The organism is Shimia isoporae (genome assembly GCF_004346865.1).
GTDB classification, from domain to species: domain Bacteria; phylum Pseudomonadota; class Alphaproteobacteria; order Rhodobacterales; family Rhodobacteraceae; genus Shimia; species Shimia isoporae.
Genome location: NZ_SMGR01000001.1, coordinates 1,993,482 through 2,012,494, shown reverse-complemented (window position 1 = coordinate 2,012,494; position 19,013 = coordinate 1,993,482). Strand labels below are relative to the sequence as shown.

The 19,013-nt window shown below is 57.0% G+C and carries 18 protein-coding genes and 1 tRNA gene; 8 read left to right on the top strand and 11 right to left on the bottom strand.

Annotated elements, in window-relative coordinates; genetic code table 11:
- Positions 1–7: 7 nt before the first annotated feature.
- Positions 8–1,048, bottom strand: coding sequence for an NADP-dependent oxidoreductase (locus tag BXY66_RS09880; RefSeq protein ID WP_132859943.1), 1,041 nt, complete (start codon positions 1,046–1,048; stop codon positions 8–10).
- Positions 1,049–1,231: 183 nt separating this feature from the next.
- Here BXY66_RS09880 and BXY66_RS09875 point away from each other — a divergent pair, with 183 nt between their 5' ends.
- Positions 1,232–2,023, top strand: a complete 792-nt coding sequence (locus BXY66_RS09875) for an inositol monophosphatase family protein (RefSeq protein WP_132859942.1) — start codon at positions 1,232–1,234, stop codon at positions 2,021–2,023.
- A 46-nt stretch (positions 2,024–2,069) separates the two neighbouring features.
- Here the strand turns inward: BXY66_RS09875 and BXY66_RS09870 are convergent, their stop codons facing one another.
- From BXY66_RS09870 to putA, 3 genes are read right to left on the bottom strand one after another with little or no spacing between them, the layout of a single operon-like run.
- Positions 2,070–2,438 (bottom strand): GFA family protein, encoded by a 369-nt coding sequence (locus BXY66_RS09870; RefSeq protein ID WP_132859941.1) that lies wholly within the window; start codon positions 2,436–2,438, stop codon positions 2,070–2,072.
- A complete protein-coding gene (locus BXY66_RS09865; protein ID WP_132860410.1) occupies positions 2,435–3,181 on the bottom strand; it encodes a rhomboid family intramembrane serine protease in 747 nt (248 codons plus the stop codon). Before BXY66_RS09865 ends, BXY66_RS09870 begins: the two co-directional genes overlap by 4 nt.
- 31 nt (positions 3,182–3,212) lie before the next feature.
- Complete coding sequence (gene putA / locus BXY66_RS09860; protein WP_243694338.1) at positions 3,213–6,635, bottom strand: bifunctional proline dehydrogenase/L-glutamate gamma-semialdehyde dehydrogenase PutA; 3,423 nt, start codon at positions 6,633–6,635, stop codon at positions 3,213–3,215.
- 104 nt (positions 6,636–6,739) lie between these two features.
- On the opposite strand from putA, the gene BXY66_RS09855 reads away from it, so the two are divergent.
- The 3 genes from BXY66_RS09855 (at position 6,740) to BXY66_RS09845 (ending at position 7,945) form a co-directional block, all read left to right on the top strand.
- On the top strand, positions 6,740–7,213 hold the full coding sequence (locus BXY66_RS09855) for an Lrp/AsnC family transcriptional regulator (RefSeq protein ID WP_132859939.1): 474 nt from the start codon (positions 6,740–6,742) through the stop codon (positions 7,211–7,213).
- A gap of 36 nt (positions 7,214–7,249) precedes the next feature.
- Entirely contained in the window at positions 7,250–7,792 is a 543-nt protein-coding gene (locus BXY66_RS09850) for a tetratricopeptide repeat protein (RefSeq protein WP_132859938.1), read from the top strand.
- 66 nt (positions 7,793–7,858) lie between these two features.
- Positions 7,859–7,945: transfer RNA gene (locus BXY66_RS09845), tRNA-Leu, on the top strand.
- A gap of 5 nt (positions 7,946–7,950) precedes the next feature.
- On the opposite strand, the gene BXY66_RS20460 is transcribed toward BXY66_RS09845, so the two are convergent.
- From BXY66_RS20460 to BXY66_RS09830, 4 genes are all read right to left on the bottom strand, one after another.
- Positions 7,951–8,103 (bottom strand): hypothetical protein, encoded by a 153-nt coding sequence (locus tag BXY66_RS20460; protein ID WP_165929144.1) that lies wholly within the window; start codon positions 8,101–8,103, stop codon positions 7,951–7,953.
- A gap of 155 nt (positions 8,104–8,258) precedes the next feature.
- Positions 8,259–9,974, bottom strand: a complete 1,716-nt coding sequence (gene metG / locus BXY66_RS09840) for a methionine--tRNA ligase (RefSeq protein ID WP_132859937.1) — start codon at positions 9,972–9,974, stop codon at positions 8,259–8,261.
- Positions 9,975–10,064: 90 nt separating this feature from the next.
- On the bottom strand, positions 10,065–11,330 hold the full coding sequence (locus tag BXY66_RS09835; RefSeq protein WP_132859936.1) for an MFS transporter: 1,266 nt from the start codon (positions 11,328–11,330) through the stop codon (positions 10,065–10,067).
- 293 nt (positions 11,331–11,623) lie between these two features.
- Complete coding sequence (locus BXY66_RS09830; RefSeq protein ID WP_207911301.1) at positions 11,624–12,526, bottom strand: LysR family transcriptional regulator; 903 nt, start codon at positions 12,524–12,526, stop codon at positions 11,624–11,626.
- Between the two features lie 83 nt (positions 12,527–12,609).
- Between BXY66_RS09830 and BXY66_RS09825 the strand changes: the two genes are divergently transcribed.
- Positions 12,610–13,092, top strand: coding sequence for a luciferase domain-containing protein (locus tag BXY66_RS09825; RefSeq protein WP_132859934.1), 483 nt, complete (start codon positions 12,610–12,612; stop codon positions 13,090–13,092).
- A 441-nt stretch (positions 13,093–13,533) separates the two neighbouring features.
- Here BXY66_RS09825 and BXY66_RS09820 read toward each other — a convergent pair whose 3' ends face one another.
- Positions 13,534–14,907: a serine hydrolase domain-containing protein gene (locus BXY66_RS09820; protein WP_132859933.1), complete on the bottom strand. Its 1,374-nt coding sequence runs from the start codon at positions 14,905–14,907 to the stop codon at positions 13,534–13,536.
- Between the two features lie 215 nt (positions 14,908–15,122).
- Positions 15,123–15,740: an ImuA family protein gene (locus BXY66_RS09815; RefSeq protein ID WP_132859932.1), complete on the bottom strand. Its 618-nt coding sequence runs from the start codon at positions 15,738–15,740 to the stop codon at positions 15,123–15,125.
- Positions 15,741–15,852: 112 nt separating this feature from the next.
- Between BXY66_RS09815 and speB the strand changes: the two genes are divergently transcribed.
- The 3 genes from speB to BXY66_RS09800 all read left to right on the top strand — a co-directional run bounded on the left by speB (position 15,853) and on the right by BXY66_RS09800 (position 18,434).
- On the top strand, positions 15,853–16,812 hold the full coding sequence (gene speB, locus BXY66_RS09810) for an agmatinase (protein WP_132859931.1): 960 nt from the start codon (positions 15,853–15,855) through the stop codon (positions 16,810–16,812).
- A 63-nt stretch (positions 16,813–16,875) separates the two neighbouring features.
- Positions 16,876–17,919, top strand: coding sequence for an aldo/keto reductase (locus BXY66_RS09805; RefSeq protein ID WP_132859930.1), 1,044 nt, complete (start codon positions 16,876–16,878; stop codon positions 17,917–17,919).
- A gap of 14 nt (positions 17,920–17,933) precedes the next feature.
- Positions 17,934–18,434 carry a hypothetical protein gene (locus BXY66_RS09800; RefSeq protein ID WP_132859929.1) on the top strand — a complete coding sequence of 167 codons (501 nt, stop codon included), beginning with the start codon at positions 17,934–17,936 and terminating at the stop codon, positions 18,432–18,434.
- 21 nt (positions 18,435–18,455) lie between these two features.
- On the opposite strand, the gene BXY66_RS09795 is transcribed toward BXY66_RS09800, so the two are convergent.
- The gene (locus tag BXY66_RS09795) at positions 18,456–19,013 is read right to left on the bottom strand and encodes a TadE/TadG family type IV pilus assembly protein (RefSeq protein WP_132859928.1); all 558 of its coding nucleotides are present in this window, start codon (positions 19,011–19,013) and stop codon (positions 18,456–18,458) included.

Genomic DNA, 19,013 nt, shown 5'->3' with positions numbered 1-19,013 from the left:
TTGTGTTTCAGATCAGTTTGACCAACTGCTTGCCTTTGTTGCGCCCCTTTAGGAGGCCGCGGAAGGCTTCGGGCGCGTTTTCCAATCCATCGGCAATATCCTCGACAAAGGCGATCTTTCCCTGCGCCATCATCGGACCGACGGCCCGGAGAAAGTCCGGATATTTGTCGAAGTGGTTGGAAATGATGAAGCCGTTCACAGACAGGAAGTTCACCAGAATAGACCGCCACATGCGCGGTCCGGTCAAGGCTTCGGCAGAGGCTTCCGCACCGAGCGCGCCAGCATTGTACCAAGCGATCATGCCGCAGAGCGGGATGCGACCAAACGGGTTCATCATTGGCAAAACGGCGTCCAAGACTTTGCCGCCAACGTTTTCAAAATAGATGTCGATCCCTTTTGGACATTCTGCTTTGAGCGCTTTGCGCAGGTCGCTGGCCGTTTCGAAAGCGTAGTGGTCGATGCAAGCATCAAACCCATAGGTCTCCACGGCCATCTTGCATTTCTCGGCACCACCCGCGATACCCACAACCCGCAATCCAAGATTTTTGGCAACTTGGCCAACCATTGACCCAACCGGCCCTGTTGCTGCGGCAACCACCAGAGTTTCGCCTTCCTTGGGTCTGCCGAATTCCATAAGACCGAACCAGCCCGTGAAACCAGGCATGCCCAACACGCCCAAGGCGGTAGTTATCGGTGCAAGATTCGGATCAAGCTTGCGCATCTCCGCACCTTTTCCGACGCCGTGCGTGGCCCATCCCAGCATACCGAAAGCGAAATCACCCGGAGCAAAGCCTGGGTGGTTGGAGGCGATCACCTCGCCCACGGTGCCGGCTTCCATTGTGCCGCCGATCGGAACTGGGGCCGCATAGGATTTTGCGTCATCCATGCGACCGCGCATGTAGGGGTCGAGCGACATATAGTGATTGCGCACCAAAACTTCGCCTTCGCCAATGTCTGGCACGTCCAGAGTCTCCAGATTGAAATTCTCGTCGGTCGGCTCGCCGACTGGACGGCTGGCAAGCGTGATACGCTGCATTTTCTCAGACATGTGTCTCTCCCTTTGTGGCTTGGCGAAAGTGTGCGCCTGCGGGGGCTAGGACGCAAGCATGGGGGGGAATCCGCACTGTTTCGTGACGCGGCGTTCCAATTGGGTGTTGCCAGCCCAGATATGGCCTTGGCAAATAGGGTTTGGGGGCGTATACGCGCGCTCTGAGCCAAAAGGAGCCGTTCCATGCCCACGAGCGCAAACCTGAACATCATGATGAAAGCCGCCCGCAAAGCAGGTCGGTCTCTGGTCAAAGACTTTCGCGAGGTAGAAAACCTGCAAGTCTCGATGAAAGGGGCAGGGGACTTCGTCAGCCGCGCCGATATTGCGGCGGAAAATATCCTCAAGGAAGAACTCCTGGGCGCGCGTCCTACCTATGGATGGCTTGGCGAGGAAGGTGGCGAGATCGCAGGCAAGGACCCGACCCGTCGCTGGATCGTTGACCCATTGGATGGCACCACCAACTTTTTGCATGGGATGCCGCATTGGGCGATCTCGATTGCTTTGGAACACAAGGGTCAAATTGTTGCGGGGGTGGTCTTTGACGCAGCAAAGGACGAGATGTTCTATGCGGAAAAAGGCGAGGGTGCATGGCTGAACGACAGCCTACGTCTTCGGGTTTCAGGCCGTCACCGTATGGTGGAGTCGGTTTTTGCGACCGGTCTTCCCTTCGGAACACGGCCGGGTCTTCCGGAAACACTGCAGGACCTGGCCCGTATTCTGCCGGCAACAGCAGGGGTCCGTCGCTTCGGATCCGCCGCGCTTGATCTGGCTTATGTCGCCGCAGGCCGATACGAAGGTTATTGGGAACGCGGACTACACTCTTGGGACCTTGCTGCGGGCATGCTGATCGTGAAAGAGGCCGGTGGTCTCGTAGAACCGATCAACGACGGCGCGGACATCCTGGAAGATGGCGAAATTCTTTGTGCAAACGAACCGGTTTTCAGCCAGTTTGCGAAGGTCATCCGTCAAGGCTAGGCGAGCCTCTGGGGATTTCGGTGCTATTGAGCGCACACCTGCGTTATCAGGTGTCGCGATCTGAGGGATGGTTGACGCCATCTACCCAGCCGATGTCGCCCAGATCGCGCGGGTTCACCCCTTCCAAAGCACCCAGATTGACGCCGAACTCGTTCGGATTGGATCGACGTTTGTGGTGCGTATAGATCCCACAAGTCTTGCAGAAGTAATGCTGTGCCGTGTTTGTGTTGAATTGATATAGCGTCAGATTGTCTGCGCCTTTTACAATTTCAATGCCATCCAGAGGCGCGCTTACCGCAGCTGCGCCACGCCTTCGACAAAACGAGCAATCGCATCGACGCGCTGTACGGAGGTCATCCGAAAGAGTAACTGCCAGTTCCACAGCTCCGCAGTGACATGTCAGTTTGTGCCTCATTTGCGTCTCCTCACACTTGGGACTGATGAGCGGCTCAAGCGGTACTTCGCCTCGGGGTGCGGTGGGTGGCCTTGAGTGCGATCCCAAAATTTGGATGCGCCCCGTTTGAGCCAAACAGGCAAACACAGAATCGCGCCTACAACAAAGCCGCCTGCGTGCGCCCAGTACGCAACTCCGCCTCCGGACGCGTCGGAAGCGATGCCACTAAAGAGCTGAAGGCCAAACCAAAGCCCCAGCATCAACCACGCAGGAACCGTGAAAATACGGAAAATAATGATCAGTATCAGAAGGATATCCACGCGTGCCTTAGGGAACAGCAGGAGGTAGCCGCCCATCACGCCTGCGATCGCACCTGATGCTCCGACCATTGGAATTTGGCTCGCTGGATCAGCGATGATTTGAGCGATCGCTGCGCCGGTCCCGGAAGCGAGATAAAAAACCAGAAAACCGACGTGCCCCATCTCGTCTTCCAGGTTGTCGCCGAAGATCCACAAAAACAGCATATTGCCTGCGAGATGCATCCATCCCCCGTGCAGGAACATCGAAGTGAGGACACTGTGCAGATCAATGCCTCGAGTGACTTCGCCCGGGACCAAAGCCCATTCATCAAAGAACGCGTTCAGGGCACGCGCATTGTCCATAATAGGCTGATAAGACAGAAAAATAGCGACGTTCAGCGCAAGTAGGGCATAAACAACATAAGGCGTACGCCCGGACGGGTTATGGTCACGGATTGGAAACATGGGCGCAAGGTGAAACGGTCTCGCGGTGAGGTCAACCCGCCCCACCCAAAAGCGCGGCGTTTCCACCTGCGGCGGTTGTGTCGACACAAACGTGCCGCTCGGCCATAACGCGCGCGACGTCAGGTTGCGTCGTCACAAGCGGTATTAACGGTCCTTCCCGCTCTGCGAGGGCAACATCGAGCGCTCGCGCTGTGTTGGCGTCCCCCCAGTAAATAACGCCCGAGAAACCGTCGATCTCGGCAAGCACTTCGGGGGACACAGACCCCTTGGAAGACACGGCTTTCCCTCCCATTGCCGTTACTGCCTCAACTTGTTGGTTTGCCAGCTCTTCACCGGGGCCGAGACACAGCAGTGGTGGCCGAGACACTGTAGTCAGCCTGTTGGATTCGCCGGTCGGTCCGGGAAGCAATGTGTGATCGCTGCTTGCACGGGTTTGAGTGTTATCGATCCGAGATTGCAAAGCATCCGGAGCGACGTCGTGATCCCATTCCACAGACGACTTCTCGGCAGGCGCCGGTTTGCAAAACCGAGTAAGATAAAGTGGACCACCTGCTTTTGGACCGGTTCCAGAAAGTCCTTCGCCGCCAAAAGGCTGGCTGCCGACGATTGCGCCAATCTGGTTGCGATTGACGTAAATGTTGCCGGCGTGAACACGTTCGCAGACGTGTTGCACGCGGTCGTCTATGCGGGTTTGCAAACCGAAGGTCAGGCCATAGCCCGTGGCGTTTATCGCATCGATCACGTCGTCCAGTTCGTCCGAGGCAAATGTTGCAACGTGAAGGACGGGACCGAAGATTTCTTCTTTAAGGTCGGCGATGCTTCCGACTTTGATCAGAGTGGGTGCAATGAAATTCCCGTTTTTCGGAGCCTTCGTCTGAAACAGCAGTCTGCCTTCCGCTTCCGCAACTCGGATGTGGGACTCTATTTTTGTTTGGGCGGTTAAATCTATGACCGGGCCACTGTCGGTCGAAAGCGCCCAAGGATTGCCTAGCCGCAGTTCTTTCATTGCGCCTTTGAGCATTTCTAGAAGCGACTCGGCGATATCTTCCTGCACATAAAGGCACCTGAGCGCAGAGCAACGCTGTCCGGCGGATTGAAAGGCGCTCTCAAGTATCGACGTAACGGCTTGCTCCGGTAGAGCGGTCGAGTCGACGATCATCGCGTTCAGACCACCGGTCTCGGCGATCAAGGGGGCGCCAGGTGCCAAGTTTTGCGCCATTGTTCTGCGGATGCGTTGCGCCGTTGCCGTGGAACCTGTGAAGGCCACGCCATCCACTCTGGGATCGGAGGTAAGCGCCGCGCCAATTGTTGCCCCGTCGCCCGGGAGCATTTGAAGTGCGGAAACGGGGACGCCCGCCTCATGAAGGAGCTTAACGGCCTCGAAGGCAATCAATGGCGTCTGGTCTGCGGGTTTGGCGAGCACAGCGTTGCCTGCAGCCAATGCAGCGGCGATTTGGCCGGTGAAGATTGCCAAAGGGAAATTCCATGGAGAAATACAAGTAAAGGTGCCGACCGGTGAGGCGTCAGAAATGCGCGCTGCGTAGTATCGCAGAAAGTCCACTGCCTCGCGCAGTTCGGCGACGGCGTCTTGCGGGGTTTTGCCCGCCTCTCGTGCCAGCAGCGCGAAGAGGGCGCCGAAGTTCTGCTCGTACAGGTCCGCAGATCGGTTCAGGATCGCAGCTCTGTCCGACGGCGGGGCGGACCAAGGTTTGGCGGCGTTCAGCGCGGTTTCAACATCTTCAGCGCTCGCTGTGGCAATGGTGCCGGGAATGTCTTCGTCTGAAAATGGGTTATCCACCGGTTGAGGCGGCTCGGGCCGACAGCTTCCGTCAACAAGCGGATGCGCTGTTGTTTTTACGGACTTAAAATTCGCGCGGGCGGTATCGATGGCGTCAAGCGTTGGCAAATCGGAGAGGTCGAAACCCATGGAATTCGGTCGCTCCGGAAAAAATAGTTCCGGTCCTGTGGGCAGCTGGGCCAGCGGATCAGCGAGCGCGGAAAAAGGATCACGGGCGACAGTTTCTGCGGAAACATCGTGGTCAACAATCTGGTTCACGAAGGAGCTGTTCGCCCCGTTTTCTAGCAGGCGACGCACCAGATACGCGAGCAAGTCACGATGTGCCCCGACCGGAGCATAGATGCGACAGCGGGTGTTTTCACGCTTTAGAACGATGTCGTGCAAAGCTTCACCCATGCCATGCAAGCGCTGGAATTCAAAAGAGGATTTGTCTTTTGCCATGTGCAGGACAGCAGCAACAGTATGCGCGTTGTGCGTCGCAAATTGCGGGTAAATGCGGTCCGTCATTTCAAGCAGTTTACGAGCATTAGCGATGTAGGAGACGTCGGTTGCCACCTTTGAAGTAAAGACTGGAAACCCAGAAAGACCTTCGACTTGCGCTCTTTTGATCTCGGTGTCCCAGTAAGCACCCTTGACCAATCTGATCATGATTTTGCGATCAAGCTTGGTCGCAATTTCATACAGATAGTCAATCGTTGCACCGGCGCGTTTGCCATAGGCCTGAACGACCACGCCAAATCCGTTCCATCCGGCCAAAGCTGGTTCTGCCAAAACAGTTTCGATCACGTCCATTGAAAGTGATAGCCGATCAGCTTCTTCTGCATCGATGTTGAGCCCCATGCCCGCTGACTTGGCCAGCAGGGCCAAGGACCGCAAGCGCGGTACAAGTTCGGACATTACCCGGTCCCTTTGAGAGACTTCATAGCGGGGGTGCAACGCGGAAAGCTTTACCGAAATACCGGGATTTTCCCGAATATCGGAGTGGGTACAAGCCGTGGCAATCGCCGAAATTGCGCGCGAGTATGCAAGATGATATTGCATCGCGTCTGCATCTGTTTTTGCGGCTTCCCCCAGCATATCGTAGGAATAGCTGTAGCCTTTTTTCTCCATTGATTCAGCGCGCTGCATCGCGGATGTGATGTTTTCCCCCAAAACAAACTGACGTCCCATTTCTTTCATCGCGCGGGCAACCGCGGTGCGGATTACAGGTTCGCCAAGCCGCTTTACCGCACCACGAAGAGTGCCGATCAAACCGCCGTCCCTGTCGTCCATGACACGCCCCGTCAACATGAGAGCCCAGGTGGAGGCATTCACCAGAGAGGAAGATGACTGACCCAAGTGCCGCCCCCAATCCGAAGGGGCGATCTTGTCTTCGATCAGTGCATCGATGGTGTCGGCATCCGGCACGCGCAAAAGTGCTTCGGCCAAGCACATCAACGCGACGCCTTCGTCTGTTGAAAGGCCATATTCTGCAAGGAAGACTTCCATCATGCCCGGGGTCGTAGTCTCCCGAATTTGGCGGACGAGATGCGCACCTTCGGAGGAGATTGATTTACGGTCCGCTTCGGAGAGGGACGCAGAACCCTTCAATGCGTTCACCAGTAAAGTTTCGTCAGCGTAGGTTTGGGTGTCGATCAATTTGCGGACTTGGGACATTTTGCGCTCCTCCATTTTAGGAAGTATACAGGAGCAACATCGGGTCAATTCACTGTTTTTGACCAAAATGGAAGTCAAAATGATTCTAGAAATAGGTTTGTGCAGTGCAAAATGAACAGATTGATCTCGACCACTTTGATCACGCGATTCTTGACGTGCTCGCGCGGGATGGCCGGATTTCCATAACAGATCTTGCACAGGAAATCGGTTTGTCCAAAAGCCCGACACAAGCGCGGTTGCGTAAGATGGAAAAGGACGGGGTTATCAAAGGATACCGAGCCATGCTTGATCCGATCAGATTGGGACGGGATCACGTTGCTTTTGTGGAGGTTAAGTTGTCTGAAACACGCGAAAAGGCGCTTCAAGCCTTCAACGCCGCGGTTCGCGAAGTCCCTGAAATTGAGCAGGCACATATGATTGCCAGTCATTTTGATTACCTGCTGAAAGTGCGGACAACCTCGATGAGTACGTATCGAATGGTACTGGGCGAGAAGATTTCCACGTTGCCGTACGTTGCCAGCACATCCACTTACGTCGCCATGCAAGCCGTAAAAGAAAGCGGGCTCGCAGAGTTGTGACTTTGGTCGTTTGGCTGTTCGTGGCAGCGTTGGTGCATGAAACACCTTCTTTTCCTTTTGTTTGCGGCAGGTCCGGTGTGGGCCCAGACCTGTCCTGAGGCGCCAGATCACACGGTCCCGGTCGCGGAGCTGTTGTTGCAGGTGCAGGAAGCCAGAGACGAAACATCAGCGAAGATTATTTCCAACAAACTGTGGGAATACTATGCAGATGCACCGGACGAGGTGTCACAGGAGATTCTTGACCGTGGAATGCGGAAACGCGCGTCGTGGGATTTACTAGGCGCCAGAGACGACTTCGATGCTCTGGTTAAGTATTGCCCCAACTATGCCGAGGGCTACAATCAGCGGGCCTTCGTGAACTTTTTGCGCAGTGACTTTGCTGCGGCACTTCCCGATCTGGAAAAGGCCATTTCCCTTTCACCCCAACATGTTGCAGCGATGTCAGGGCGCGCGTTGGTCTTGATAGGTTTGGGTCGGGATGACGATGCGCAAGAAGCGTTGGCAGAGGCGCTTGAATTGAATCCCTGGCTGCCTGAGCGAAGTTTACTCCGGACGGACGATTCCGGCGAAGAACTCTGATTTCGTGACTTTACACCAAAGCGCGAGGCGCTATGGTCGCGCGGCTGGCAGGCTTCGCCTGCCGCTGCCCGCGTGGTGGAATGGTAGACACAGGAGACTTAAAATCTCTAGGCCGAATAGGCCGTGCCGGTTCGAGTCCGGCCGCGGGTACCACCTGATTACTTGCCTTCTTTGCGCAGCGTGATTGCACCGACGACGAAGAGCAGAACAAGTGCTGCGAAGCCGCTGATAAAAAGCATCATCAAAGAAGCTGTCAAAACCGGGGGCAGCGCGTCGATCAGTCCCCAAAACAAGTTCAGAATGGATTCCATGTGTCGTATTCCTTCTGGCGTACAATTCTGCGGCAATAGCCTTGTTGATGAATTTACCCACCGAACGTTGCTCTGTCACTGACGTAAATCAAATGCGCCGATCGCGAGAATGCCAAATGAAAACAGGCCCCGAAGGGCCTGTGAAATTTGAGGGATCAGGTTTCGCGTTTTCCGGCAAACTTTTCTTGCCACTCTTCCCGCTCGTCATCCGAAATTTTACGGAAAGTTACATCGGGGACTGAAAAGGCGTGGCCGGGTTCTAAAGTGGAAAGCGAAGCGGACACGTCTTCTGGCCAACTGGCGTCATCCGTTTGCATCGCCGCCATCAGGGTTGCAGCGGCGTCCGGGATGAACGGGGCTGAGATAACGGCATAGAACCGGATCAGGTTGAGTGCGAGGCGGATTTGCGCCGCAGCTTTTTCCGGATCTTCCTTGAAGGTGGACCACGGCGCCGCGGATTGCAGGTATTCATTACCGGCTACCCAGATCGCGCGCAGCTCCTGAGCCGACTTGCGCACTTCCATGTCCTGCATGTGTTGTTCATAGGCGCGAATGCGTTTGGTCAGATCGGCAATAAGCGCCTCTTCGGTCTCGCCAAGCGTCCCGCCGGCGGGCACCTGTTCACCGAATTTGGAACGGCAGAATTTGGTGACGCGGCTAACGAAATTGCCAAGCACATCCGCAAGGTCCTTGTTGACGGATTGCTGGAAGTTCTCCCACGTGAATTCACTGTCAGAGCTTTCCGGCGCGTGGCTCAGGAGCCACCAGCGCCAATAATCGGACGGCAGGATTTCCAGCGCCTGATCCATGAAGACACCGCGACCGCGCGACGTGGAGAACTGACCTCCATCGTAGTTCAGGTAGTTGAAGGATTTGATGTAATCCACTGATTTCCAAGGTTCTTCAGAACCCAGGATCGTTGCCGGAAAAGAGAGGGTGTGGAAGGGAACGTTGTCCTTGCCCATGAACTGGGTGTAGGTGACGTCTTCTGCACCTTTGTCGGTTCGCCACCAGCGCTGCCAGTCGTCGCCTTTGCCTGCGTCCACCCATTCCTGGGCACAGGCGATGTATTCGATGGGAGCGTCGAACCAGACGTAGAAGACCTTGCCTTCCATGCCGGGCCAGTCCTCACCGCCCTTTTTAACGGGAACACCCCAGTCCAAATCCCGCGTGATTCCGCGATCTTGCAGGCCATCGCCGTCGTTCAGCCACTTGTTGGCGATCGACGTTGTCAGGACGGGCCAATCGGTTTTGCTGTCGATCCATGCCTGCAGTTTGTCGCGCATTTGCGACTGACAAAGGAACAGGTGTTTGGTTTGGCGCAGTTCCAGATCGGTAGAGCCGGAAATGGTCGAATAGGGATTGATCAAATCCGTAGGGTCAAGCTGTTTGGTGCAGTTGTCGCACTGGTCTCCGCGCGCACTTTCAAAACCGCAGTTCGGGCAGGTGCCTTCGATGTACCGATCCGGCAGGAACCGGCCATCGGCGTTGGAATAGACCATCTTTTCAGTGACTTCTCGGATCAGGCCCATCTCGGCCAAGCGGCCCGCGAACTGCTGCGTCAGTGCGTGGTTCTGTGGGCTGGAAGAGCGGCCGTAGTGGTCAAAGCTCAGGCGGAATCCGTCGGCGATTTTTGCCTGAACGTCATGCATCTCGGCACAGTAATCCGCGACGTCCTTGCCCGCCTTTGCGGCGGCGAGTTCGGCGGGGGTACCATGTTCATCTGTTGCGCAAAGAAACAGAACTTCATGGCCGCGCGCCCGCATGTAACGCGCAAAAAGGTCGGCGGGAAGCTGACTGCCCACCAGGTTGCCGAGGTGTTTGATGCCGTTGATATAGGGCAGTGCCGAGGTGATCAGATGACGCGCCATGTGCATTTCCAAGCTGTTACTTGGGTTTCCTCTAGCCCAAAGCGCGGAGCGGTTCCAGTGGCAGAACGCGCTGACTGCAAAACGTCGGCATCACGTCGGTTTTTCGTCGGTATTGCTTTCGGCCTCTTCGACGCGTGTCGGTTTCTCTCTTTGTCGTCTTGTGATGCGCCCGATCGTGAAGGACGTGCGGGGCGCGTAAACATAACGCGTGCGGTGTTCGACGGTCGGACGGGCGAGCATGCGCGACAATCCGAAAACGATCAGCAGGGCGTGACCGGCGGCAATTAGGATGAAAAGGGCTTCGGGGCCGAAGGCCTGAATGAGGCGCGAGGCAAAGAGAGGTGCGCCGATGGCACCGACTGCAAAGAAAAACATCAGAGCGGCGGACAGTTCAACGCGCTCCTCGGATGTCGCGAAGTCGTTGGCGTGAGCCGCGGCAACGGAATAGATCGGAAAGGCTGTGAAACCGAAGAACGCGGCATTTAACATGATGGTCGTTGTGCTGCCGCCCAAGATGACCGTTGTTGCGCAGGAAATGGTCGCGGCGGCAGAAAGCCAGATCAGCACCCAGCGACGGTCAAATTTATCCGCGAGCCAGCCGACAGGATATTGTGCAATCGCGCCGCCAAGTACGAACGCAGCGAGAAACCATGCGATCTGGCTTGTCGCAAGGCCGACTTCGGCGCCGTAAACAGGGCCGACCATGCGGAAACTGGCCGAGCTGAGCGCTGCGACGATCACGCCTGCGACGGCGAGCGGGGAGCGGGACCATGCGAGTGCCGGGCGCAGGCGGGGGGCCTCGGGGGTTTTGGGTTGCTGCGAGGTGGTAAGCGTCAACGGCAGGATCGCGGCACAACAGATCAGCGCGAGGATGTTGTAGGAGACATATTCGGCGGGCGACAGGACGGAGATCACCAACTGGGCGGCGAGAGAGGCGACCATGTCGACCACGCGATAGGTGCCCATGGCGCGGCCACGGGTTTCGTTGGTGACTTTGGATTGCAGCCATGCTTCGACCACGGTGAAACAGCCCGCCACACAAAGGCCGGAGGCGATGCGCATGACGGCCCATGCGGTGGGGTCAACGATAATGAAATGGCCGATGATGCCGATGGCCCCCATGGCGGTGAAAACGGCGAATGCGCGGGAATGGCCGACCGAGCCCATCAGGCGCGGTGCCCACCAGCAACCGATGAAGAATCCAAGGAAGTGGGCCGAGCCCAAGAGACCGATCTGACCAGTGGTGAAGCCGAGCGTCAGACCGGAGAGCGCATCCATCGGCCCGAGGCCGCCGGAGCTGAGTTGCAGCAGGATGACGGAGAGGAAGAGGGCCGAGAAGGAAATGATCATGCGCATGGGGGCAGCATGACGGATTTTGTGGCGGGGACTAGAGGGGAATCGACAGAGGGGAGTCGTTTTTGGGTTTGGCGTCATGTTGGCCGTTGGACCGGCTCGGATCAGCGCCGCAGGTGTCCGGGCGAGCGCACGATCGCGGTCGGGTGCTCAGGCTAGAGTTGGGAGCGGTGGAGTATGCCGGAGTTGGTATTGATGTCAGGTGTGCGGGACTTTGCTGACATCGAAACTGCCCAGAGTTATGCCCGGAATGAATGCAAAAGCGGTACATCGGCACCACAGAACGGACTACGGGGCTATGGCGTCCCCAACACTTGGTCGCCGACATTTTTCGCCGCGAAGTCATAAAACGCATTTACCCGTGCACTGCGCCGAACGTCTGGATGCGCCAAGAGCCATAAGTGCCAATTGGCGCTGTCGTCGGGGTCATGGATGCGTATGAGGTGCTTGTGTTTCTCCCCGAGATAACAAGGCATCGCAGCAATGCCGAAGCCAGCGCTCACCATTTCAAACACACTCATCATCGTATTGAGCACTGTGGACTTGGCTCGTCGGTGTTTGCATCGAAGGGTGAGTTTGCTCATCGGGGATTGGTTCAAATCGTCGCCGAGCAGCACCCAATGATAGGCCTCGGGTTCTTTATCTTGGACGGCCCGCCAGTAGTCCCCATGGGCATAGGTTGCAAACGACAGTTTTGTCAGGTCGCGTCCAACCCAATGGTCGGGGGGCGCCTTTGTCGGTCTGATCGCAATATCCGCGTTCCGCTGAATGAGGTCGAGCGACTGGACATCTGACATCAACCGCAGTTCGATATCTGGGTGCATTTGTTGGAATTGCGCAAAGAGACCCGAAAGACAATGCAGAAGCGAGTCCGTTGTTGTGACAGTCAGTGGGCCTTCCAAGCGCAAATCCTGTCCGCCCAGTTCACGCTCAATCTCGTCCATACCAGCGCACAACTGAATGCCAAATTCATAGAACCGTTCCCCTGCCGGAGTCATCACGTATCCCCGCGCAAGGCGTTCAAAAAGGCGAACGCCAAGGCGTTTCTCAACCGCCTCGATGCGTCGGTAAACCGTCGAATGGTTCACGCCAAGCATTCTCGCTGCACCCGCAAGGCTACCAGCCTCACAGACGGACAAGAGGTAAGGCATGTCGGCCCACTCAAGATTTTGGTTCACTCTAGACTTCTGTGCTTTCATGCAAAGCTTGTTTGCTGATTTTTGAAATTTATTTGTCTGAGTACACGCATATCTTGATTCCAAGCAACACTATGGAGTCGACAATGCGCACTTCCCTCAACCTTCCAGCACGCTCTGGGCCAGCGCCGAAGACGCTTGGACAACTTCCTCATTCTCAGCTGACCCAACACGGGCCGGACGAGATCATCGACAAGCTGCACGCGTGGTGCTTTGCGCTGCCAAACATCAACAACGAGGCCAGCGGCATTTCGGTTCCCGGATCGCGTGCCCTGATTTTGCAGGATGGAGTGCCGGGCAATCATGCTTCTTTCATGATCGGACGAGAGTTTGCCCACATCCATCCGAAGCCCGACAACGGCAGCATGCACCTTGTCTTACCTGCCGAGGTTGTGCCTGAGATCAAGAGCGCGGGATGGGGCGAAGACCACTATCTGGTGTCACAGGGGCAGTGGCCAACTGGGCTGGTGATGATTTTCTCACCGCGTGATGAAGACGAATTGACGGTTGTGAAACAGATCGTCGCTCGATCTTACGAGTTTGCGACCGGTAAACAAATTTTAGATTGATTAGCCGACATTCGTCCGCAGTGCAGAATCCACAATTTGGGCTCATTGCTGCTGTTCGCCGCAATTGCGAGTACCCCAGCAGCCGCAACGGTTAGCTACACGGACCAGTCTATTTTTAAGCACGGCCCGGAACAGTATCGCAGGCGCCTGGGCCAGCGCACCATTGCCCGATAGAGGCTCGCGCAGCGAGCGCTCGAAAGGGGGCGTCCCTGGGCGTGAAGCGATGTTGGTGAAAGTCGATACCGCGCCCGATCCGAAGGGGGGAAGCGAAGCGCCCGCGTTTTGCCACAGGCAATCCTCCGGTTTGACGGGGGCGGTTCGGGCGCTGCCAAATCGGAGATTTGGCATCAGGATGGCCCCAAGGTCGAGCGCTGACCTTCTCGGAGCAACAAAAAAGCGGCGCGGAGGAGCCGCGCCGCTTTTCGTTTCTTTTGAAGCGTCTTACAGGCCGTTGAGTGTTGTCAGGACGCCTTCTTCCCAGTTGAAGAACGAGGAGTAGGACCCGTAGTTGTCGTCCAGATTGGGCGTGCCTTGCAGGATGTAGACGTAGCCGTCGCCGGTCTCGACATCGAAGTAGAGGCCGGACAAAAGGCCGTAAGCTTCGCCGGCGTGGCCGGAGAGGCCGCCGGTGTAGCCTTCCCACGTGATGTCGGAGCCTTCGTCGGTGGCTTTGCCCAGCAGGTTCTGCACCGAGAGGCCGTATTCCTGCATCAGGCCCCAGTAGGTGTGGCCGTTATTGCCGTCAAAGGTCCAGACCGGTGCGATCATGGCGTCTACGGTTTCCGGTTTCAGCAGGCGCACGCCGTCCAGTTCGCCGCCGTTGATGAAGAACTGGCCTATGCGGGCGAGGTCGCGGGCAGAGATGCGCAGGCCACCTTGCGGAGAGAAGATCGTGCCGTTGGTTCCGATCACATAGTCTGACAAGGGAATTTCAGCAGCGCCTTGCGTGTCATCGCCGTCCGGATTTTCCACACGCAAAACATCGTCCGGCCGTTCGCCCTGATAGTCGTCCACCTGTGCGACCCACGCGCCATCCACCGGACGGTACAGCGGAACCAGATTGGAGAAGGCTTCGTCTGAAAGGGTGCGCGGGTTGTAGGAAGCGTCGATGTTTAGCGGCATCAACACGCGGTCCCGCATGAAATGGTCAAAGCGCTCGCCTGTGATGCGTTCGGCAATGGTGGCGAGAACACCGAAATTGAGGTTTGTGTACTTGAAGTATTCGCCTGGCTTCAGACCATGAGTGTCCTCGGCGGTGGCGAAATGGGCGCCTTTCTCATAGTAGGCCCCACCCTCGGTGAAGAAGGCCTCAAGCGTGTGCGGGATCGGGATCGAATAGACCGAGCCGTCGCGAATGGAAGAAGTATGTGACAACAACATGCGTGCCGTGATCGCTGTGTCGGGAAAATTTGGATTGCGGAGCGGGAAACCGAGGTACTCGGATACATCTGCGTCGAGATCCAGTTGGCCGGATTCGACAAGATCCATCACGCCAATTGCGAAGACCATTTTGGAGATGGATGCGACGCGGTAGAGCGCGTTCTCGTCTCCGGCGACGACGCCGTCGCGGGACAGGCCGTCTATAGAGCCGGAATGGTATTCATAGGCGATTTCGCCGTTCTTGATCCGGATCGCAGCGAGGCCTGCAAGCGCCTTGTCTGCATTGCCCCACCCATTAACGATTTCAGTTAGCTTCACGTCGGCTTGTGCCGGTGTCATTGCGGCTTCGGCGGCGAAAGCACCAGCGCCGGAAAACGCGACGCAGGATGCAGCTGTCATGGCGAGGAGAGTGCGACGGGTGATGGGGCGGAACATTTTGAACTCCGTAGGGAAATTTGGTCTGGGGATGCCTTGGGGCCTTGGGCCGTAAGGTGTGTTTTTTTACCAAATTCATGCGGGGCCCGCCAAAATTAATTTCACTTAATGAAGTGTTTTGGCGGCTTATTGCCATCTTTGACTGTGGTGGCGGATTTTCGCTTTTGGCGGTGTGAATCCCGCTATTCGTGGTGTGCATGGCTCACTGGTTTGGTTCAGGCCAGCGCGGATTCCGGGACTTCCGAACGCAGGTGGGGTTTCTCAGGCAGTCCGGTGACCTGCCAGCTTGCAGGAGGGGCGTTGCGGGCGCGCAGGCGGGTGAGCCGCCAGGCACCACCCTCGTGCATGTGTTGCGGGGTCATGTGCCAGCGGCTTTCGATGCCCTGTGCGCCGCCGTCACCGGGAGTGAGGATCAGCCCGAGAGGTTTCTGCCCTGTTTCGCTGGCACCGGTCTCCGCTGCCAGGTGCAGGCGGCGTACAGGGGTGAGGCCGGGCAGGCCGGGGATATCGGCGATCACCAGAGGCACGATGCCGGCGCGCAGCACTTCTTCCATGCACCATAAGAGCTCCTCGGGGCGGCGCGGGGCGAGGAATGTGAAACGGCCTGGATGTACGAAGCGCTGCATACCATCGGGGTTGAGTGGGGCGGTGCCCCAATCCGGCGCGATCCAGAATACAGGCCCCTGAGTATGGCGCGCCAGCCAGAGGGCAAAGGTGTAACGCGCGCTACCACAGGCTTCGTGCAGGCGGCATAGGGTCAAGGACACCTCGGGCGCGGGTGAAAGCGCGGGGCGTGGGCGTTCGGAGCGGCGGCCTAGCAAATGAGTCGACATGGCGGCAATGCTATCATGTTCACTTTTTGTTCTCAATATTGGTGATACGGCTTTGCGGGTTTACCGGATCAGGGAATTCGGTCAGGCTCGGCCGGATACATGGGAGAACAGCATGAGTGCACACGGCTATGAAAGCGGGCGACTGAACCTGCCATTCGTCGGGATTTCGACATTTGGCAAAAAACCCTATGTCGAGAATTGGTCGACGCTGGATGCAGACGTCGCGGTGCTCGGTGCGCCGTTTGATTTTGGCACGCAATGGCGCAGTGGAGCACGGTTTGGGCCACGTGCTGTGCGGGAAGCAAGCACACTGTTCAGCTTTGGCCATGCCGGGGCTTACGATCACGAGGACGACGCCACCTATTTGCCGGCATCTGTTCGGATCGTCGACATGGGCGATGCGGACATCGTGCATACAGACACGACAAAAAGTCATGCAAACATAGAGGCTGGCGTGCGGGCGGCGCTGGCGGCGGGCGCAATGCCGGTCACGATTGGCGGGGATCATTCGATAAACATTCCGGCAATCAATGCCTTTGAAGGGCAAGGGGATATTCATATCCTCCAGATCGATGCGCACCTGGATTTTGTCGACGAGCGCCATGGGGTGCGGTTTGGGCACGGCAACCCGATGCGGCGCGCAGCCGAGAAGGACTATGTAACCGGTCTGACGCAGGTGGGTATTCGCAATGTGAGTTCGACGGCCAAGGAAGGGTATTCGGACGCGCGTAACATGGGCAGCGATATTCTCAGTGTGCGGCAGGCGCGGGCATTGGGCCCTGAAGGTGTAATCGATCGGGTTCCTGAAGGCGCACGGGTTTACGTGACGATTGATATTGACGCGTTCTGTCCCTCAATTGCGCCTGGCACAGGTACGCCCAGCCATGGCGGGTTTCTGTACTACGACGTTCTGGAGATGTTGCAGGCATTGGCGAAACGCAACGAGGTCGTCGGCATGGATCTTGTCGAGGTTGCGCCGGACTACGATCAAACAGGATCCACCGCCATACTCGCAGCGCAGGTGCTGATGAACTTTCTCGGGTTCATTTTTCACGCACGGGGTTATCGCTGAGGGCATCGGGTTGCGCCTGTTCCCTCAGCGCGTAAAGTCGCGCGCGACAAGAGGAGCGCAGCGATGAAAACCATTCCACTGGGGCAAAGCGGCATTATAGTGCCGGAGTTTTGTCTCGGCACAATGACCTTTGGCACACAGACCAACGAGTCCGAAGCCCACAAGCAGATCGAAATGAGCATCGAGGCCGGTGTGAACTTTTTGGATGCAGCCGAGATGTATCCGGTAAATCCAATCACAGCGGAAACGCAGGGTCGGACCGAAGAAATCATAGGCAACTGGATTGAGAAAACCGGGCGGCGCGACGAAATAATTGTGGCGACAAAGCATTCCGGTGCGGGGCTAAAGCACATACGCGATGGCGCACCCATTACGGGAGATCGTGTTGCGGAAGTCGTCGAAGGCAATCTGCGACGCTTGAAGACAGATGTGATTGACCTCTATCAGCTGCACTGGCCCAACCGTGGCAGCTACATGTTCCGCCAAAACTGGACTTTTGACCCATCCAAGCAGGACAAGGGCGCGACTTTGGCGAATATGGTCGAGGTGCTCGAGGCGCTTCAGGCTCAAGTGGAAAAGGGTAATATCCGAGCTTTTGGCCTGAGCAATGAAAGTGCATGGGGTACGGCGCAATGGCTGCGTGTGGCGGATGAGGTCGGTGGGCCGCGTGTGGCATCGATCCAGAATGAATACTCTTTGTTGTGCCGAATGTTCGACACAGATCTGGCGGAGCTGAGCGTGAATGAGGATGTGACGCTTTTGGCCTTTTCGCCCTTGGCAACTGGTCTTTTGACTGGGAAGTACCAGAACGGGGCAGAGCCTCAAGGCTCACGCAAAGCCATCAACGGCAATCTGGGCGGCAGGGTGTCGCCGCGTGCTTTTGATGCGGTTGATGCCTATCTGGCCGTTGCGAACAAACACGGTCTTGATCCGGTACATATGGCGATGGCCTTTACTGTGCAGCGACCGTTTTCCTGCAGTTCGATTTTTGGCGCGACAACGGTCGCGCAGCTGGAGCATATCCTTGCCGGACGCGATCTGCGGCTGAGCGACGAAGTGCTGACGGATATCAACGAAGCGCATCGGGCGCATCCGATGCCTTACTGATCTGGGACAAGAGAATGACGAAGACTAAAGCTAAGACAGACGAAGTTCTCAGTACTGTGGCTGCGAGCGGTCCGCGGCGCTGGTTCGGCGTGGCGACAATGGGCGGGTTGGGCGCGATCCTGATCTACATTGCCTTCACCACGACCCCGGCTTTCGGGTGGCAGGTTTTTCTGGTGGTTATGGGCGTCGGTGCAGTTGTTCTGGCCGACGCAACACGGCGGGCCACGGAAAATGTGATCGAGCTTACGGAAACGGAGCTTCGGGTGTCCAACGGTGAAGTGATCGCCACCCTTGACGAAATTGATGTCGTGAGGCGGGCGATGTTTGACATGAAGCCGTCAAACGGATTTGCCCTGAAGCTAAAGCAGCCCCGCCTGCGCAGATGGCAGCCGGGGCTGTGGTGGGCATTGGGCCGCCGGGTAGGCGTTGGCGGCGTGACACCCGGATCTCAGGGCAAAGCCATGGCTCAGACGCTGGAGGCGTTGCTGGCTGAAAGAAAAGCGGGGCGCGAATAACGCGCCCCGATATCCATTCGACTAGGTGTTGGTCCAGGCCAATTGAGGGCCAAAACGAGGACGGGTGAACACGAAGGTGTCCATATTGACCTCGCCGAGCCCGACATTGACCGGCGCGTTATAGTCGCCGAAGGTTTCCACCAGTATCAGACGTTCGCCCGCCACAAGGATCGGCAAGCGGTCCTCAAGGTCGGCCAGGTCCACGTCGGTCAAACCGTTGTCGACGTCGCCGGTCGAGTGGGACCAGTCCAGGAAATACTGTTGGGTGTCGGGATTGTAGGCAATCACGGACACACGCAACTCGCCAACCTCGTCCAACGAGGACATTTCGTCATATAGAGCATGCATGCTGTCCAGATAGTTCAGGTCGACCGCAGCGGTTTCACGCGACAGAGTGTCGGAAATCGTGAAAGCCGCTTTTTCCGAAGTCGACTGTGCCCGGTACATGTCGAAGAAAACCGACATTGCCATGAAAGCCCAGAACAGTGCTGGCAGCATGATCACTGCCTCGACCGCCACCGTGCCGCGTGTATCTTCGCGGAACGATTTTGCGAAAGAAGAAATCTTGTGCAAAGCCAT